The sequence below is a fragment of the Prevotella multiformis genome, from assembly GCF_018127985.1.
Lineage (GTDB): Bacteria > Bacteroidota > Bacteroidia > Bacteroidales > Bacteroidaceae > Prevotella > Prevotella multiformis.
The window spans coordinates 1,502,908-1,518,901 of the sequence record NZ_CP072357.1; the positions used below are offsets into that span (position 1 = coordinate 1,502,908).

The following is a 15,994-nucleotide window of genomic DNA, read 5'->3' on the forward strand; positions in this document are numbered from 1 at the left end:
TCACCGGTCGTGCGGTTGGTGAACACCGTTCGTGTCGATGGCATATACGCCTGCAGTCTGCCGTCGGAACGGGAGCGGCGTGTCGTGAAGGAAGCGTTGTACCGCCATGGCTGACCTGACCTGTCGGGCGACGGAGAGGTTCGCCTTCCTCTCAGGCAATGAGCGATTAGCCTGTTGAAAGAATATTACACCGAGGAGATAGATCCGTTAAAGTTTTTCAGGGAAGCCGTCCAGTTCCGTCTGTGAATTGAATGCAGGGACAAAAAAACGGTGATTCAGGCCCCTGCCCAGATGTTATTTATATATAAATTCTTGTCAAATCAACCTTTTTTGCTTACCTTTACACCAAATTTCAATAACGAGATTATGAGTTACAACTTATTAAAAGGTAAAAGGGGTATTGTTTTCGGTGCCCTCAACGAGAAGTCAATCGCATGGAAAGTAGCAGAACGGGCCGTGGAAGAAGGTGCGGCAATCACCCTGTCCAACACGCCTGTCGCCGTACGTATGGGTACGGTAAACGCTCTGTCGGAGAAGCTGCATTGTGAAGTGATTCCTGCGGATGCCACCAATGTGGAAGACCTGGAGAACGTCTTCAAGCGTTCCATGGAAATCCTCGGGGGAAAGATTGACTTTGTCCTGCACGCCATCGGCATGTCACCGAATGTCCGCAAGCACCGTACATACGATGACCTGGACTACAAGATGCTCGACACCACGCTCGACATCTCTGCCGTTTCGTTCCACAAGATGATTCAGAGTGCCAAGAAGCTCGACGCCATCAACGATTACGGCTCCATCGTGGCATTGTCTTACGTTGCAGCCCAGCGTACCTTCTACGGTTACAATGACATGGCGGATGCGAAGGCGCTGCTGGAGAGTATCGCCCGCAGCTTCGGTTACATCTACGGCCGTGAGCATCATGTCCGCATCAATACCATTTCCCAGTCGCCCACGATGACGACGGCCGGTGCCGGCGTGAAGGGCATGGACAAGCTCTTCGACTTTGCCAACCGTATGTCGCCTCTGGGCAACGCCAGTGCTGACGAGTGTGCCGACTACTGTATCGTGATGTTCTCCGACCTCACCCGCAAGGTGACCATGCAGAATCTTTTCCACGACGGCGGCTTCTCGAATGTGGGCATGAGCCTCCGCGCCATGGCTACCTACGAGAAGGGACTCGACGAATACAAGGACGAGAACGGGAACATCATCTACGGATAAAAGGCTCATCCTGCCAATATGAAATGCTCCGGCAAGTTCTGCTTGCCGGAGCATTTGTTTTCTGCGGATGTATCATGCGGCTGGACGACGCAAGGTCATTCCACTGGTTTTCTGTTCCGGTGAATCCGGTTCATCTCCCTTGGGAAGAACCGGGCTGCGCATCACGAGTCTGTGGAAAGGCTGTCCCACAACTTCTTGTAAAAGGCATGGCGGGTCATTGTCCGGGCATTGCCGAGGATTATCAGCTTCATGCGGGCACGGGTTATGGCGACATTCATACGCCGCAGGTCACGCAGGAAACCGATCTGCCCTTCTTCATTGGAACGCACAAGAGAGATGAGTATTACGTCGCGCTCCTGTCCCTGGAAGCCGTCAACCGTATTCACGCTGACAAGACTCCTATAAGGCTTGAAGAACTCCCGCTTCTTTATCAGGCTGCGGAGGTACTGCACCTGGGCACGATAAGGCGAGATGATGCCTACGTCAATCCGTTCGTCCAGCACACGCTGCCTGCCTATCTTCGTGAAATAATCCTTCAATGTCTGGAGTGTCAGCTCTGCTTCTCCTTTGTTGATACGGCCGAAAGAAGAACCGACAAACTGCTCGTGGAAAGCGTCTTCCTGGTCTTTACCAGACAGGGGGAAAGGCGTTTGGCTTTCATCTGCGGCAAGGCCGTAGGCGGACGTCACCGCCTCGTCGGAGGTGTCTATCCATACCATCGGGTTGTCATAGTCGAGGATGCCTCGGTACTTGATCTGCGGAGCCGCCTCCACCTGTCCGCCATAGAACCAGTCGGACGAGAAACGCATGATTTCCTCATTCATGCGATACTGCACTTTCAGCAGCGTCACCACTTCCGGCTTGTTCTCCACGATGCGTTCCATCAGTGTCTTCCCTAATCCTCCCCGCAGAGCGGCGATGCTCTTTACCGTCGGCGGCAGCTGGCAGTGATCGCCCGCCAGGATGACTCTCGAAGCCCTGCGGATGGCGATCCAGCAGGCTGCCTCCAGTGCCTGTGCTGCCTCGTCTATGAACAAGGTGGTGAACTTCTGCCCCTCCATCACCCTGCTGCCGGCCCCGACCAGGGTGGAAGCAACGACACGTGCCTCGCTGAACAGACTGGTGTGGATGCGTATTTCAAGCTCCGTGGCACGGCTCTTCAGGCGGTCCATCTTCTGATGATAGCTCTCAGATCCCCGTTTCCTGTTGTTCCGCAATTCACGGATAGCCTTCCGTATCGACCATAGCTGCGGGTAATCCGGATGCGCCTCGAACTTCCGTTCGTAGGTGAAACCGAGCATCTTGTCATTCACACGGGTAGGATTGCCGATGCGCAGGACATTGATGCCCCGGTCGATGAGTTTCTCAGAGATCCAGTCTACGGCCATGTTGCTTTGCGCACAGACCAGCACCTGGCTCTCCCGCATCAGCGTCTCGTTGATGGCTTCGACCAGTGTCGTCGTCTTTCCTGTTCCCGGCGGACCGTGGACGACCGCCACGTCCTTCGCCCACAGCACCTCGTTGACCGCCCGCTCCTGCGCAGGGTTCAGCCAAGGCAGACGAATGGGGGAAAAGGAGAATCTCTCTGCCTTCTGCCGTGAACAGAACAAGTCGCGCAGGTAGGCCAGCCGGTTCCCCTTTGCCTTCATTGTACGGTCCAGCGCGTCGAACATCATCTGGTAGCTTGTCTCATCAAAGCCCAACTGACAGCCTGTCTGCTCCGAAGCCGACTGAAGGTCCGGCAAGGGGGCGGAGTCGGGGACTGCAACTACCATACGGTCGCCTTCCACATACGATACGGTAGCTGTGAAATCGTAGTATTTCAGTCTGCCACCCTCCTTGTCTCCACCATCAACATACCTGAAGAACAGCAACGGCCGGCCGCATTCAAAGTTGTGTTCTATGTCGCCGTCCTGTGTACGGAACACCTCGATGCAGAGCTGGTTCAGTCCGTTATAGAACCGCTTGCCCACCCTCAGCGGGAACCAGGCATCGCCGCGCTTCACCTTCCGCTGCATGCCGGTGGCTTCCGTCTGCTTTCTGAAAGTTTCCTTCTCGGCATAATACTCCATCTGGAGCAGCAGCCGCTGTCGTTGTAAAAGCTGTATGGATGTTTCCTGAAACATTGTTTTGTAGTTGACGGGTTGACAAATTGACAAGTTAATTGTGGATGGGCTTTGTTCCGCAGTATGAACTTCTGGAATATTGTTTCGCGGTTGACGGGTTGACGAGTTAATTGTGGATGGGTTCTGGTCTGCGGCACGGATCCTTTCAAGGAGTCCAGGTGATTCTGTGCCGGAACCGCGATAGAGAATCATAGGCCTTGACATTTTAACGCATCACCCTTCCTTTCGCGGAGGATGGAAATTATCGCTCCGCCCAGTCGCTTCTGTCCAGGTTCCTGTAGCCGATGGCTTCTGCGATATGCTGCACCTGTACCGTCTCTGACGCCTCCAGATCGGCGATGGAGCGGGCGACCTTCAGGATTCTGTTGTAGGCACGGGCAGAGAGCTTCAGCCGTTCCATGGCGTTGCGGAGCAGCGTGACGGAGGCTTCGTCAGGTTCAGCAAACTCGTGGATCATCCGTTCGGACATCTGTGCGTTGCAGTGGATGTTGCGATAGTCACGGAACCGCTCGGTCTGGACGGTACGTGCCCGGATGACTCTTTCCCGGATGGCGGCACTCGGTTCGCCCGGCGTCGATTGTGATATGTCCTTGAAAGGCAGCGGAGCGATCTCGCACTGGATGTCGATACGGTCCATGAGTGGTCCGGAGATCTTGGCAAGATACTTCTGGATCTGTCCCGGTGTGCAGACACAATGGTGCGTTGGGTCGGCGAAATAGCCGCACGGACAGGGATTCATGCTTGCCACGAACATGAAGCTGCATGGGTAGGTGACGGTGTATTTGGCGCGCGAAATCGTTATCTGTCGGTCTTCCAGCGGCTGGCGGAGCACCTCCAGGGTGTGCTTGTTGAACTCTGGCAGTTCGTCGCAGAAGAGGACTCCGTTGTGTGCAAGGGTTATCTCTCCCGGCATCGGGTTCATGCCGCCGCCTACGAGTGCCACCTCGGAGATGGTGTGGTGCGGACTGCGGAAGGGACGTTGCGTGATCAGTCCCGTATCACGGTGCAGCTTGCCGGCGATGGAATGAATCTGTGTCGTCTCCAGACTTTCCGAGAGCGACAAAGGAGGGAGAATGGAGGGAAGCCGTTTTGCCATCATGCTTTTTCCGCTTCCGGGCGGTCCTACCATGATGAGGTTGTGTCCGCCGGCGGCTGCCACCTCCAATGCCCGCTTCACATTCTCCTGTCCGCGGACATCTGCAAAGTCGAGGTCGAAGGCATACTGGTGCTCATAAAATTCCTTCCGGGTATCGACAAAGCAAGGCTCTGGGGCCGTTGTCCCATTGAAGAAGTCAATGACCTGCAGGATGTTCTCCATGCCGTAGACTTCCAGCGTGTCTACCACGGCCGCCTCGTGTTCGTTGGCTTTCGGCACGATGATGCCCTTGAACTTCTCTGCACGCGCCTTGATGGCGATGGGCAGTACTCCTTTGACGGGCTGCAGGGTACCGTCGAGACTGAGCTCTCCCACGAGCATGAAGTCGCCCAGACGGTCATGACTCATCTTCTCGTTGGCAGCCAGAATGGCTATTGCCAGCGGGAGATCGAAACTGGAACCTTCCTTCTTGAGGTCGGCGGGAGCAAGATTGGCGGTGATGTCGGCTACGGGAAATTTGTAACCGTTATTGAGAAGTGCGGCGGCGATACGGTCATGGCTCTCCTTTACCGCCCCATCGGCAAGGCCGGTAAGATGGAACAGTACACCCCGTGTGATACTTACTTCGACGGTCACGGTGGTGACTTCCATTCCGTTGACAGCTGCACAGAATGTTTTTACAAGCACGATTCTGGTTTTTAGTCGGCACCATAACGCTGTCGGATGGTATTAGCGGTGATGTTCCGCTCGGTTACTTTTCCGTTGCGAATGACGATATTGTCGGGTATGGTGGTGAGTCCGAAGGTCTTGAGCAGGGGGGTACGAAGCATCTTTCCGTCACAGACATTGGGAAAGACGATCCCGTCGCGTTCCAGTGTCCGTCGCGTCTCTTTGGTACTGGCATCCACACAGATACCCAGTGCTGCAATCTTCCCGGCCTTTACGGCATCGTTCAGTGCGCGCTGCAGGTCGAGACTTTCATAGCTCCACGCAGCCCAGGTGTTGATGATGATGGTGACTTTTCCCTGTAAAGAGGTGTTATTGACGGTCTTTCCGTTGACATCCCTGGCAGCGAACTTAGGCAGTCTGCTGCCTACTGCCAGTGTGCCGAGGTCATTCAGCTGACGGTGAAGCCGTCCTAAGGTGATGTTTTCGGGCTGCTCTTTCATCAGGAGCGGCAAGAGTCTTGCGGCCTCTTTGTAGTCCGGCGATTCCGTCTGGACGAGGTAGCGGTTGAGCAGATAGGCACTCACGGCAGACTCCGGATGGTCTTTTATGAACTGAACGGCATATTTCACTTCCTGTGGAGGAGATGCATTGGCGATCTGCTTGCGGAACTTCGTCATGAGTTCATTGTCATCCGTCCCCTCTACTTCCATCTCCTTCAGGTGAGAGGCATCGGCCTTCACCTCGACTGCTTCGCCTGATTCGGCAAAGATGGGCTGCGTAGAATAATTGGGGAAAATGACAATCAGAGTGGAAGGCTTACTGCAAGGCTTTTCGTAAGCAAAGCGTCCCGCTTCGATCTTGATGGTATCCAATCCATCGACACCACCGTCGGGACTGTAGACATAAAGTTCGCCTTGATTCATGTGCAGGAAGCGTCCCTCCATCTTGAAGTAACCGCTGCGGGTACCACAAGAAACCAACAGCAGGGAGAACACAAGTAGGTATGCTATTCGCTTCATGCGCATAAAGATTTAAGAAAGAAGTGCCGCGAGCGGGACTCGAACCCGCACAGCCATTACTGGCCAAGGGATTTTAAGTCCCTCGTGTCTACCAATTCCACCATTGCGGCAAACCGTCTGCAAAGATAAGGTTAAATCTCCGAACTGCAAAGGATTTGGATGTTTTTTTGACTGTCCGCCTCCTCGGGCCGGCAGGCTTTGATGGCTGCCAGGACTTGTCGGGGCCGGCTTCCATGGTCCTACTCGCTTGTCAGTTTCCGGCTCATGTAGCGTACGGGATACCATACGGAGAGCCAGCCGACGAGGATGACGGTGAAGAAGATGACGATGATGTCCTCCGGGTGGACGCTGATAGGGTAGGCGTTGACGACGAAATTGCCGGCCTGGTCGCCGAGCTGGACAAGTCCGTAGGTCTGTTGAAGCCAGCAGAGCAGCAGTCCGAGTGCAATGCCGATGATTGCTCCTGCGGCGGAGATCATACGTCCTTCGAAGAGGAAGATACGGCGTATCTGACCGTCTGTCGCACCGAGGTTGCGCAGCGTGATGACATCATTCTTCTTGTCGATGATGAGCATGGAGAGCGAACCGATGATGTTGAAGCACGCCACCATGAGTATGAATGTCAGGAACAGGTAGGCAAAGAGTTTCTCTATGCGCATGATGTTGAAGGTGTCGGCCTGCTGCTCGTAGCGGTCCAGCACCCTGTATTTCCTGCCGAGAATGTCCTGTATTTCCTGTTTCTCCCTGTCGATGTCAACACCCGGTCTCATGCGCAGCTCCAGTGAGGTAATCTCTCCCTGGCGGTTGAAGATACGGCGCGCAAAGTCGATAGAGGTAATGATGTAACCCTTGTCGTATTTCGTCTGTTTCACCTGGAAGAGCACACCCGGTGACACCAGTGAGTCTTTCACGAAGGCATTTGTCGGGTTGGAGGCATCGTATTGCCCCTCCCGCTGCGGAGCGTATATCTGCAGGTAGTCCTGCCATGCCACGCCCGTACCGAGGTCCTGTGCCAGCCGGATGCCCAGAACGCCGTATTGCAGGTTGGCCGCATGGAGCGTGAAGTCGCCGTCGCCATAAAGGATGTTGCTGATATGCGTCAGTGAATCGAAGTTGTCCTCCACTCCTTTTACGGTCACCATGGCCTGTTTGTCGTGATAGACGGCCAGCGCCTGGTCTTCCACACACTCTGTTGCAACCTCCACTGTGGGCAGGTGCCTTACTTTCTGGAGCAGCGCGTCATCGGCCGGCATGGCTTTACCTTTGGCGGCCTCAATCTTCAATTGCGGATCGAAATTAGTGAAGAAAGAGGCGACAAGGTCGGAGAATCCGTTGAATCCACTCAATACAACGACCAGTGCCATTGTCGCCACAGACACGCCGAGTACGGAAATCAGGCTGATGACATTGATGGCATGCGTGCTCTTTTTCGAGAAGAGGTAACGGCGGGCGATGTAAAAGGGGAAGTTCATGCTGGGTGATAGGGGGTGATAGGCGGGGGTAAGCGGTGATAGACGATAATAAGTGGTGATGGGCGATAATAAGCGGTGCTGGATGAGACTATTACTTTTTCAGAAGCTCGTCGATGCGGTCCAGGTAGTCGAGGGAATCGTCGATGAAGAAGCGAAGTTCGGGGATGATGCGCAGCTGGTTGTGTACACGCTGTCCCAGTTCGTAGCGGACGGTCTTCTCGTTGGCATTGATGTTCTTCAGCAGCTCTTCCCCCTTTTCAGACGGGAATATGCTGAGATACGCCGTGCAGATGCTGAGGTCGGGGCTTATCTTCACACGTGTGACACTGACCAGTACACCGTGCATCATGCGTGTCTGCGTCTGGAAGATGCTCGCCAGCTCCTTCTGGAGGAGGCGTGCTATGCGGTTCTGTCTTGTTTCCTGCATAATTCTTTATTTTATGGTTTTTGTCGTGCAAAGGTACTGAATGTTTGAGGAAATCACAAACATTTGGCGGTGATAAGCAGTGATAAGCGGTGATGGGCGATGATAAGCGATGATAAGCGGTGATGGGCGATGATAAGCGATGATAAGCGGTGCTGGATAGTAGCTAATCTTAATCCTTATCGGTAATTACTCCCCTCTCCATTCGGAGAGGGGTCGGGGGGTGAGGCTTTAGAGAGGTCGTGGGAGGTCTTTCTTCCTTATCAGTGTCAGCCCGTCACGCAAGGGCAGGATGACTTTCTCCACACGATTGTCATTGGCTATGAAATCGTTGAAGCGGCGGATGCCGATGGTCTGGGCATCGTGGTCGTAGGCCGGGTCGATGACGTGCCAGTCCCACAGGGTATTGTCGGCAAGGATGTATCCGCCGGGCCGGATGACGGGCAGAATCTTTTCATAGACTTCTGTGTAGGTACGCTTGTCGCCGTCGACGAAAGCCATATCGAACACAATCCCGAGCTTCGGGGCTTCTTCGGCGGCATCACCGATGCGGAAGTCGATCCTGCCGGCCACCGGCGATCCTTCGATCCAGGGGCGTGTGAAGTCCTCCATCTCATCGTTGATTTCATAGGTGTAGAGTCTGCCGTCCTCTTCCAGTCCTTCGGCCATGCAGATGGCGGAATAGCCGCTGAATGTCCCCACCTCAAGGATGTTCTTGGGGCGTATCATGTGGACGAGCATCTTCAGGAGCCGTCCCTGAAGATGTCCGCTTGCCATTCGTCCGTGGATGGTGTGGATGTTCGTTGCACGATAGAGTCGGTAGAGGTAATCGCCTTCGGGGTCGATGTGGGAGGTGAGGTAGGAGTCGTGGTCGGTTGTTGTCATCTTTAGGGTGATGGTAGGCGGCCTCCCCAAGCCCCTCCGAGGGAGGGGGATGTGGTAAGCGGTGGTAAGCGGTGATAAGCGGTGGCTAAAGGACAGACAATGCCTCTATGGCCAGCCGGTAACTGTCGAGGCCGAAGCCCTGGATGGTACCCTTGCAGGCAGGGGCGATCATCGAGTTCCGGCGGAACTCTTCCCGGTCGTTGACATTGCTGATGTGTACCTCTATCACAGGTGTGCGGAGGGAACGGATGCAGTCGAGAAGGGCGATGCTGGTGTGCGTGTAGGCTCCGGCGTTGAGGATGATGCCGTCATACGAGAATCCTGTCTCCTGCAGCTTGTCGATCAGTTCGCCCTCCACGTTGCTCTGATAATAGTCAATCTCCATGCCGGCATATCGTTTCCGCAGCCGTGGAAGGAATGTCTCCATCGACTCTTTGCCGTATATCCCCGGCTCGCGGATGCCCAGCAGGTTCAGGTTAGGACCGTTGATAATGATTACTTTCATGTCTCTTTCTTCTCGAATATCAGTTTTTGATGTATCTTTGCATACGGAATGCAGCATGCAAAAATAAGAAAATAAATGGAAACAGACAAGAGTTCAAAGGATATTGTCGGCCGTTTCCGCCGTTATCTGAAACTGGAGAAAGGCTGTTCACCCAATACCGTGGATGCCTATCTGCATGATGTGGACAAGCTCCTGCGCTATCTCGCCGGCGAGCAGGTGCCCGTGACGGATGTGACGCTGGAGCAGCTGGAGCACTTCGCGGCATCGGTCTCCGACCTCGGCATCGGTGCCCGCTCCCTGGCCCGCATCCTCAGCGGCGTGCGCCAGTTCTATTGTTTCCTTGTCCTTGACGGCTATATGGAAGCAGACCCGACCGAGCTGCTGGAGTCGCCCAAGCAGCCGGACCACCTGCCGGAGGTCCTTTCCACGGCCGAAGTCGACCTCCTGGAACAGGCCGTCGACCTGACCAAATGGGAGGGGCACCGCAACCGTGCCATCATCGAGGTGCTGTTCTCCTGCGGGCTGCGTGTCTCTGAACTCACGAATCTGAAGCTATCCGACCTTTACAGGGAAGAGCAGTATGTCCGTGTGATGGGGAAGGGGTCGAAGGAGCGGCTGGTCCCCATCTCGCCCCGTGCCCTGGACGAACTGGACTGCTGGTTCGCCGACCGCAACGTGATGAAGATAAAACCCGGCGAGGAAGATTATGTCTTCCTCAACCGGCGCGGACACCACCTCACCCGCACGATGATTCTCATCATGATCAAGCGGTACGCCGCTGAGGCCGGCATCAGAAAGACCATTTCTCCCCACACCCTGCGCCACTCCTTTGCCACCTCCCTGCTTGAGGGCGGTGCTGACCTGCGTGCCATTCAGGCGATGCTGGGACACGAAAGCATCGGGACGACCGAAATCTATACCCATATCGACACCTCCACGCTCCGGCAGGAGATCCTCGAGCACCATCCCCGTAACATCAAGTACAGCGAAGAGCACCGCGGCGGATGAACGGACTACTCCAGCCGGTAGCCGCCTCTGTCCGCTACGATCTTCAGGCCGCCGCGCTCGCTGACGATGGGCTTCAGCCGGCGGACAAGCGTGTAGAGCGTTTCGCTTGCATCGGGTTTACCGGGCCAGAGCGTATCGCAGATGACGGCCTTCGAGAGCCTGTGGCCGGCAGTATGGACAAAAAGCTCCATCAGCTGCTGCTGCATCGGCGTGAAGGGAATCCTTTCGCCATGGCGGTCCCGGAAGCCGTGGTCGGATGCTGCATAGACCATGTTTCCCAATACCCTCCTGTCCGTACGGTGTCGGCGGAAGTATACCGTGGACACTGCCATCCACAGTCCCGCCAGCAGCAGGAAGACGAAAGCCATGCGCTGGTCGGACAGTCCCCACACCGTGGCGAAGGAGCAGTCGGCATAGCTCTGGAACGTCAGCGAATGCCGGCCTGAACCCCATCTCATCTGCCTGCTGCACAGCGAATGGCGGTCTTCTCCCAGAGCGTAGGAGACGAACGAACGGCTTTTCAGCCCGGCGATCTGCAGATGCCGCCGGTAACACTGTATCGTGTCGGGCGTGATCCAGGCTTCACGCTTCTGTGCGAGGGTCTTCGAGAGCGCCTGGTCCATGTCCTGCACGATGGCGGTCTCTGCGCGGTGATAGCTGTCGACGCCTGCCCATACGGCCGAGCTGACGAGCAGCAGGAACAGGATGACGGAAGAGATAGGTTTCATAGGCTTCTCATTATGTTTCTGCAAATATACACAAAAAAAGTGAACGGGGTGGCGGACGGGTAAGAAATACAGCTTTTCTTTATCCGGGAAGCGGTCGTTTTTTTCTCTTGGACCGATGTCTGTGGAAAGGGAGACCGATGCCTGACAGAACGCATCGCCAGTCTGTCCATTCTTACCCATGCCTGCTTGATTTCCAAACGGCCGTTACTTGCACTGCAACTAACGCCTGTTCGGGTCTCAATCGGGCGTTAGTTGGCGTGCAATCAGGCACCTTTTGGAAGCGTACCCGTAATCGTCTGCCAATCAGTAAGTTCTGAACCCTTATTTTAGAGGCGGGGGCGATGCGGGAAGTCGGCCCCGTAAGGCCGTCCGTTGGCAGAAGTCACAACGGAATGTTCTGTGCTGAAACACGATGCTGCGAGGGTGAACGGTACGGTGAGGACTGCCTCATAAAATTATACATCAAAATTTGGGCGTTAAACCAAAATGCACTACCTTTGCACCCACGATTGTCCTATGGTGTAATGGTAGCACTACAGTTTTTGGTTCTGTCAGTGGTGGTTCGAATCCGCCTGGGACAACAGCAGGAAATCCGCAGATCCAATAAGGAGCCGCGGATTTTCCGTTTAGAGCATCATCCTGAAATACAACATTTATGACTTGTCAACTATCTAAACTCAGAAAGGCAGTCCTGTTCTTTTCGGCCTTGCTGCTGGCTGCGCCGGCTTCCGCCGCTCTCGGCCGTGACTCTCTGGCACTGACTCCGCCGATGGGTTTTATGACCTGGAACAAGTACAAGGATGACATCAGCGAGCAGCTTATCCGGCGGATTGCCGACAGAATGGTTTCTGCAGGCTATGCGGAAGCAGGCTATAAATACATTTTCATCGACGACGGATGGCAGGGAGGACGCGACAAGCGGAATAACATCATCCCCGATCCGGTCAAGTTCCCGAGCGGCATGAAGGCGCTGGCGGACTATGTTCATTCGAAGGGGCTGCTGCTCGGAATCTACTCCGACGCCGCCCGGCTCACCTGTGCCGGCTATACGGGCAGCTATGGGTTCGAGAAGCAGGATGCCAGGACCTTTGCCGAATGGGGCATCGACTACCTGAAATACGACTACTGCCACGCCCCTTCCGACAGTGCCGTTGCCCATCAACGCTACAGGAAGATGGGTGACGCACTGCAGGACTCCGGACGGAAGATTGCCCTGGGTGTCTGCGAGTGGGGGCAGCTGAACCCCGAACGGTGGGCACGGCAGGCCGGCGGTTCGCTCTGGCGTGTGAGCTATGATGTGCGTGATATGTGGAAAGACATCGTCGGTCAAGGCGGCATGGGGATTCTGGATATCATCGATATCACAGAACCGCTCTATAAATACGCCGGACCGGGACACTGGCTCGACATGGATATGCTCATTGTCGGACTTGACGGGAAAGGCGGCCCTTCGAGCGATTTAGGTGGGGTGGGCTGCACCTGTACCGAATATCAGGCGCAGATGTCCATGTGGTGTATGTTCGCTTCGCCTTTGGCAATGAGCCACGACCTCCTGGACGAGAACGAAGCCACACGCCGCATCCTCCTTAACAAAGAGATGATTGCCATCAACCAGGACGCGCTCGGAGAGGCTGCCCGCAGAGTCGACTTCCCCGGCGTGTGCCGTGTCTACCTCCGTCGGCTGAGCGGCAACCGGCAGGCACTTGCCGTCATGAATCCTTCCGACAAGCCCCAGGGGATCCGGCTGCCGCTGTCAGTTATAGGAAAGGCGGAGAAATACGCGTTCAGGGATGTATGGGAACACAAGACTACACTTCGGCAAAAGACCTGGCAGGACGACCTGCAGCCTCACGAAACCAAGGTGTTTACGGTTACGGCACGGTAGTCTGATCATCAAAAGACAATTACCTTGTCCCGGACATCTGCCGTTCTGCCGCAAAAAAGTAACGCCCGCTTGGAAACCAAGCGGGCGTTACTTTTTAATCTTCAGTGATTTCTTCCTTGCAGAGAAAGCGGTCTGTCCCGGGCTTATGGGAGTCCGGTCTGCCGACTCCCGACCGTCAATGCGTCGCCTTGTAATAGGAATTCCCGCCCAGTGCATTTTTGACTTTTGGGTTGTTTGAAGGGTCGGAGATGGTGATGCCGGAGAAAGTGCTGATAGGCATGATGTCGCCGTTCTCGGGATCTCTGACAGATGTAAAGAACGAGGGCGTGTTGCGCTTGTAGGGAACCAGGAGGGCGAGCTGGCGTGTGAATCGGGCCAGCAGCTCCGGTTCGTTCTGTGCTGTCTTGCTGACGTAATCGCCCATGTCGAAGAAGATGGAAGGCTGGTAACCGTCCATCACCTGAAGGTCATTCTCCGGGACCGTGACGAGATTGCCCGAACGGTTGATGTCTCTCATCACACCGGCCATTCCCTCCACCTGCGAGCAGTCGATTACGCTGATGGTTCCATAGGGACTGGTATAGCTGACATAGAAATTGTAGAACTCGTCACAGATACGTCCATAGTCAGGCACACGTTTTGACAGCTCCGGCCAGAGACGGTCGTAGGGCATGCCGTGCGCCATGATTTCCGTAGGGCAGGCGATGATGTGCTGCGTGCTGTGGCGGAGTTCGTAGGCGACTTCCACGTTCGCCATGTAACAGTCGTCGAAGAGGATGTACTGCATCTTGCCGATTCCCGACTGTTCGATGCCTTTGTCCAGTGTCGTGATGTCCGTCTGGTATTTCTCGCCGCCGAACCACCGGGTCAGCGGCAGCCGTTCTGTCCCGTGTCCGCCGGAGACAGAGCGGGCATGGCGGCTCCTTGTCACTTTCTTTCCGGGAAGCCATCCCAGGCCGTGACAGCCCACGATCATCGAATAACTGCGGGCTGGGGCATGCTCCTGCACACGTTTCAGCAGGGCGGTTATCCAGCTGACAGAGTTCAGCTGCTGCCCGGGGAGGCTGTTGTCGAAGACCGTCATCGTATCGTCCACGCAGTGTCCTTCCTTGTATTCCACGTTGATCAGCGCGCCTTTGGAAGACGAGCTGGAGATGAAGACGATGAGGTGTCTGTCGCCAAGTCCGCCCTGTGACTGGACGGCCTGCTTGATGTCCTGAAGGTTCGTTTTGAAGAATGAGTACAGATTGCCGCTGTCGCCCGACCATGGCATATAGACGAAGATGGTGTTCTCCACCTCTGCAGGGGGCTGCGGTGCTGGGGCCGGTTCAGGGTCTTCGCTCTGACAGGAAGTGAAGACAAGGATTGCGGTCAATTGCAGGAAAAGAATCAGTTTCTTCATAATGATGATGTTTCTGCCCCGTAAAAGGATGTGGGACATTCGTTTTTATGTGGTCGGAAAAAGCCTTGCAGCATCCGGCCGGAATGCTGTAAGGCTTTTCATAGTTTTGTGCGTGAATAAGTCCGGAGTACTTATTTCACGATGATCAGGGAGTAGTTCTTCTTGCCTTTCTGTACGAGAAGATACTTGCCGTCGATGAGGTCGTCGGCAGTCACGGGCTGGTCGAAGGCTGCGAGCTTCTCCTTGTTCAGGGATACGCCGCCGCCTTTGACGAGCTTGCGCATCTCGCTTTTGCTCGGGAAGATCTGCATTCCTTCCTGGTTGAAGACCTCGACGGCCGGCTGACCGAGAATATCCTTTGATGCCTCATAGTGCGGCACGTCCTTGAAGACATCGGTGAAGGTCTGCTCGTCCAGCTGTAACAAGTTCTCCTTCGTGCTCTTGCCGAAGAGGATGTTGGAGGCTGCGACGGCCATGTCAAGGTCGTCCTGGGAGTGAACCATGCGGGTGACTTCTTCTGCGAGACGTCGCTGAAGTGTGCGGCGGCCTGGGTCCTGGCGGTGCTCTTCGATGAGTGCGTCGATGACGTCTTTCTCCAATGACGTGAAGATCTTGATGTACTTCTCGGCATCCTCGTCGCTGACATTGAGCCAGAACTGATAGAAAGTGTATGGAGTCGTGCGGTTGCGGTCGAGCCAGATGTTGCCGCTCTCGGTCTTGCCGAACTTCTTTCCGTCAGCCTTGGTGATCAGCGGGCAGGTGAGACAGTAAGCCTCTGCCTCGCTGCCCAGGGTACGGCGGATCAGTTCCGTGCCGGTCGTCATGTTGCCCCACTGGTCGTTGCCGCCGAGCTGCAGCTTCACGCCGAATTTCTCATACTGGTAGAGGAAATCATAGCCTTGGAGCAGCTGGTAGGTGAACTCGGTGAAGCTGAGGCCGTCGCGCGCCTCTCCGTTGAGCCGCTTCTGCACGCTGTCCTTGGCCATCATGTAGTTGACGGTGATGTGCTTGCCGACGACACGGGCGAAGTCGAGGAAAGTGAAGTCCTTCATCCAGTCATAGTTGTTGACCATCTCGGCCTTGTTCGGCTCGCTGCCGTCGAAGTCAAGGAACTTGCTTACCTGCTTCTTGATTGCCTCCTGGTTATGGTAAAGGGTCTCCGCATCGAGGAGGTTGCGCTCCTGGCTTTTGCCGGAAGGGTCGCCGATCATACCCGTTGCACCGCCCACGAGGAGGTAAGGCTTATGGCCGCAACGCTGCAGATGCCGCAGCATCATGATGCCGCAGAGATGTCCGATATGGAGGGAATCGGCGGTGGGGTCGGTGCCCAAGTAGGCTGAAACCATCTCCTTCTGGAGCAGTTCTTCGGTTCCCGGCATGATCTGTGCCAGCATACCGCGCCAACGGAGTTCTTCTACAAAGTTCTTCATCTATGTCTTTTATTTTGGGAGTTATATGGAGTTATGGGGGCAGTTATATGGGGCGTATGGAATTATTGGGAGTTGAAGAGGCTATTGGGAGGTAAGGAAGACAAGCCGGCAGCGATGTTCT

The 15,994-nt window shown here is 55.3% G+C and carries 14 protein-coding genes and 2 tRNA genes; 4 read left to right on the plus strand and 12 right to left on the minus strand.

Going from position 1 to position 15,994, the window contains the following annotated elements; translation table 11 throughout:
- Positions 1-159, minus strand: a complete 159-nt coding sequence (locus J4864_RS05915) for a hypothetical protein (protein ID WP_211814068.1) — start codon at positions 157-159, stop codon at positions 1-3.
- 207 nt (positions 160-366) lie between these two features.
- On the opposite strand from J4864_RS05915, the gene J4864_RS05920 reads away from it, so the two are divergent.
- Positions 367-1,224 carry an enoyl-ACP reductase FabI gene (locus J4864_RS05920; RefSeq protein ID WP_040554648.1) on the plus strand — a complete coding sequence of 286 codons (858 nt, stop codon included), beginning with the start codon at positions 367-369 and terminating at the stop codon, positions 1,222-1,224.
- Positions 1,225-1,385: 161 nt separating this feature from the next.
- Here the strand turns inward: J4864_RS05920 and J4864_RS05925 are convergent, their stop codons facing one another.
- The 8 genes from J4864_RS05925 to aroQ all read right to left on the minus strand — a co-directional run bounded on the left by J4864_RS05925 (position 1,386) and on the right by aroQ (position 9,420).
- Entirely contained in the window at positions 1,386-3,350 is a 1,965-nt protein-coding gene (locus J4864_RS05925; protein ID WP_211814069.1) for an AAA domain-containing protein, read from the minus strand.
- Between the two features lie 241 nt (positions 3,351-3,591).
- The gene (locus J4864_RS05930) at positions 3,592-5,133 is read right to left on the minus strand and encodes a YifB family Mg chelatase-like AAA ATPase (protein ID WP_211796981.1); all 1,542 of its coding nucleotides are present in this window, start codon (positions 5,131-5,133) and stop codon (positions 3,592-3,594) included.
- Between the two features lie 11 nt (positions 5,134-5,144).
- A complete protein-coding gene (locus tag J4864_RS05935; protein ID WP_211814070.1) occupies positions 5,145-6,140 on the minus strand; it encodes a DUF4369 domain-containing protein in 996 nt (331 codons plus the stop codon).
- Positions 6,141-6,158: 18 nt separating this feature from the next.
- A tRNA-Leu gene (locus J4864_RS05940) sits at positions 6,159-6,244 on the minus strand.
- 129 nt (positions 6,245-6,373) lie between these two features.
- Entirely contained in the window at positions 6,374-7,606 is a 1,233-nt protein-coding gene (locus tag J4864_RS05945; protein WP_211814071.1) for an FtsX-like permease family protein, read from the minus strand.
- 91 nt (positions 7,607-7,697) lie between these two features.
- Entirely contained in the window at positions 7,698-8,033 is a 336-nt protein-coding gene (gene rbfA, locus J4864_RS05950) for a 30S ribosome-binding factor RbfA (protein ID WP_007367898.1), read from the minus strand.
- Positions 8,034-8,261: 228 nt separating this feature from the next.
- A complete protein-coding gene (locus J4864_RS05955) occupies positions 8,262-8,915 on the minus strand; it encodes an O-methyltransferase (RefSeq protein ID WP_211814072.1) in 654 nt (217 codons plus the stop codon).
- Between the two features lie 85 nt (positions 8,916-9,000).
- The gene (gene aroQ, locus J4864_RS05960; RefSeq protein WP_211814073.1) at positions 9,001-9,420 is read right to left on the minus strand and encodes a type II 3-dehydroquinate dehydratase; all 420 of its coding nucleotides are present in this window, start codon (positions 9,418-9,420) and stop codon (positions 9,001-9,003) included.
- Positions 9,421-9,495: 75 nt separating this feature from the next.
- Here aroQ and xerA point away from each other — a divergent pair, with 75 nt between their 5' ends.
- Positions 9,496-10,428, plus strand: coding sequence for a site-specific tyrosine recombinase/integron integrase (gene xerA, locus J4864_RS05965; RefSeq protein ID WP_211814074.1), 933 nt, complete (start codon positions 9,496-9,498; stop codon positions 10,426-10,428).
- Positions 10,429-10,433: 5 nt separating this feature from the next.
- Here the strand turns inward: xerA and J4864_RS05970 are convergent, their stop codons facing one another.
- Complete coding sequence (locus J4864_RS05970) at positions 10,434-11,156, minus strand: winged helix-turn-helix domain-containing protein (RefSeq protein ID WP_040554653.1); 723 nt, start codon at positions 11,154-11,156, stop codon at positions 10,434-10,436.
- Between the two features lie 510 nt (positions 11,157-11,666).
- Between J4864_RS05970 and J4864_RS05975 the strand changes: the two genes are divergently transcribed.
- Both J4864_RS05975 and J4864_RS05980 read left to right on the plus strand, forming a co-directional pair.
- A tRNA-Gln gene (locus tag J4864_RS05975) sits at positions 11,667-11,737 on the plus strand.
- Positions 11,738-11,811: 74 nt separating this feature from the next.
- On the plus strand, positions 11,812-13,041 hold the full coding sequence (locus J4864_RS05980; RefSeq protein ID WP_211814075.1) for a glycoside hydrolase family 27 protein: 1,230 nt from the start codon (positions 11,812-11,814) through the stop codon (positions 13,039-13,041).
- A gap of 175 nt (positions 13,042-13,216) precedes the next feature.
- Here the strand turns inward: J4864_RS05980 and J4864_RS05985 are convergent, their stop codons facing one another.
- Positions 13,217-14,443 (minus strand): clostripain-related cysteine peptidase, encoded by a 1,227-nt coding sequence (locus tag J4864_RS05985; RefSeq protein ID WP_211814076.1) that lies wholly within the window; start codon positions 14,441-14,443, stop codon positions 13,217-13,219.
- Between the two features lie 131 nt (positions 14,444-14,574).
- Entirely contained in the window at positions 14,575-15,873 is a 1,299-nt protein-coding gene (gene tyrS / locus J4864_RS05990; protein WP_211814077.1) for a tyrosine--tRNA ligase, read from the minus strand.
- Between the last annotated feature and the right edge of the window lie 121 nt (positions 15,874-15,994).

Excerpts from the sequence above, each read along its gene's own strand:
- J4864_RS05920 (WP_040554648.1), top strand. The coding sequence starts at position 367 with ATGAGTTACAACTTATTAAAAGGTAAAAGGGGTATTGTTTTCGGTGCC.
- J4864_RS05925 (WP_211814069.1), bottom strand. The coding sequence starts at position 3,350 with ATGTTTCAGGAAACATCCATACAGCTTTTACAACGACAGCGGCTGCTG.
- J4864_RS05935 (WP_211814070.1), bottom strand. The coding sequence starts at position 6,140 with ATGCGCATGAAGCGAATAGCATACCTACTTGTGTTCTCCCTGCTGTTG.
- J4864_RS05945 (WP_211814071.1), bottom strand. The coding sequence starts at position 7,606 with ATGAACTTCCCCTTTTACATCGCCCGCCGTTACCTCTTCTCGAAAAAG.
- rbfA (WP_007367898.1), bottom strand. The coding sequence starts at position 8,033 with ATGCAGGAAACAAGACAGAACCGCATAGCACGCCTCCTCCAGAAGGAG.
- J4864_RS05955 (WP_211814072.1), bottom strand. The coding sequence starts at position 8,915 with ATGACAACAACCGACCACGACTCCTACCTCACCTCCCACATCGACCCC.
- aroQ (WP_211814073.1), bottom strand. The coding sequence starts at position 9,420 with ATGAAAGTAATCATTATCAACGGTCCTAACCTGAACCTGCTGGGCATC.
- xerA (WP_211814074.1), top strand. The coding sequence starts at position 9,496 with ATGGAAACAGACAAGAGTTCAAAGGATATTGTCGGCCGTTTCCGCCGT.
- J4864_RS05970 (WP_040554653.1), bottom strand. The coding sequence starts at position 11,156 with ATGAAACCTATCTCTTCCGTCATCCTGTTCCTGCTGCTCGTCAGCTCG.
- J4864_RS05980 (WP_211814075.1), top strand. The coding sequence starts at position 11,812 with ATGACTTGTCAACTATCTAAACTCAGAAAGGCAGTCCTGTTCTTTTCG.
- J4864_RS05985 (WP_211814076.1), bottom strand. The coding sequence starts at position 14,443 with ATGAAGAAACTGATTCTTTTCCTGCAATTGACCGCAATCCTTGTCTTC.
- tyrS (WP_211814077.1), bottom strand. The coding sequence starts at position 15,873 with ATGAAGAACTTTGTAGAAGAACTCCGTTGGCGCGGTATGCTGGCACAG.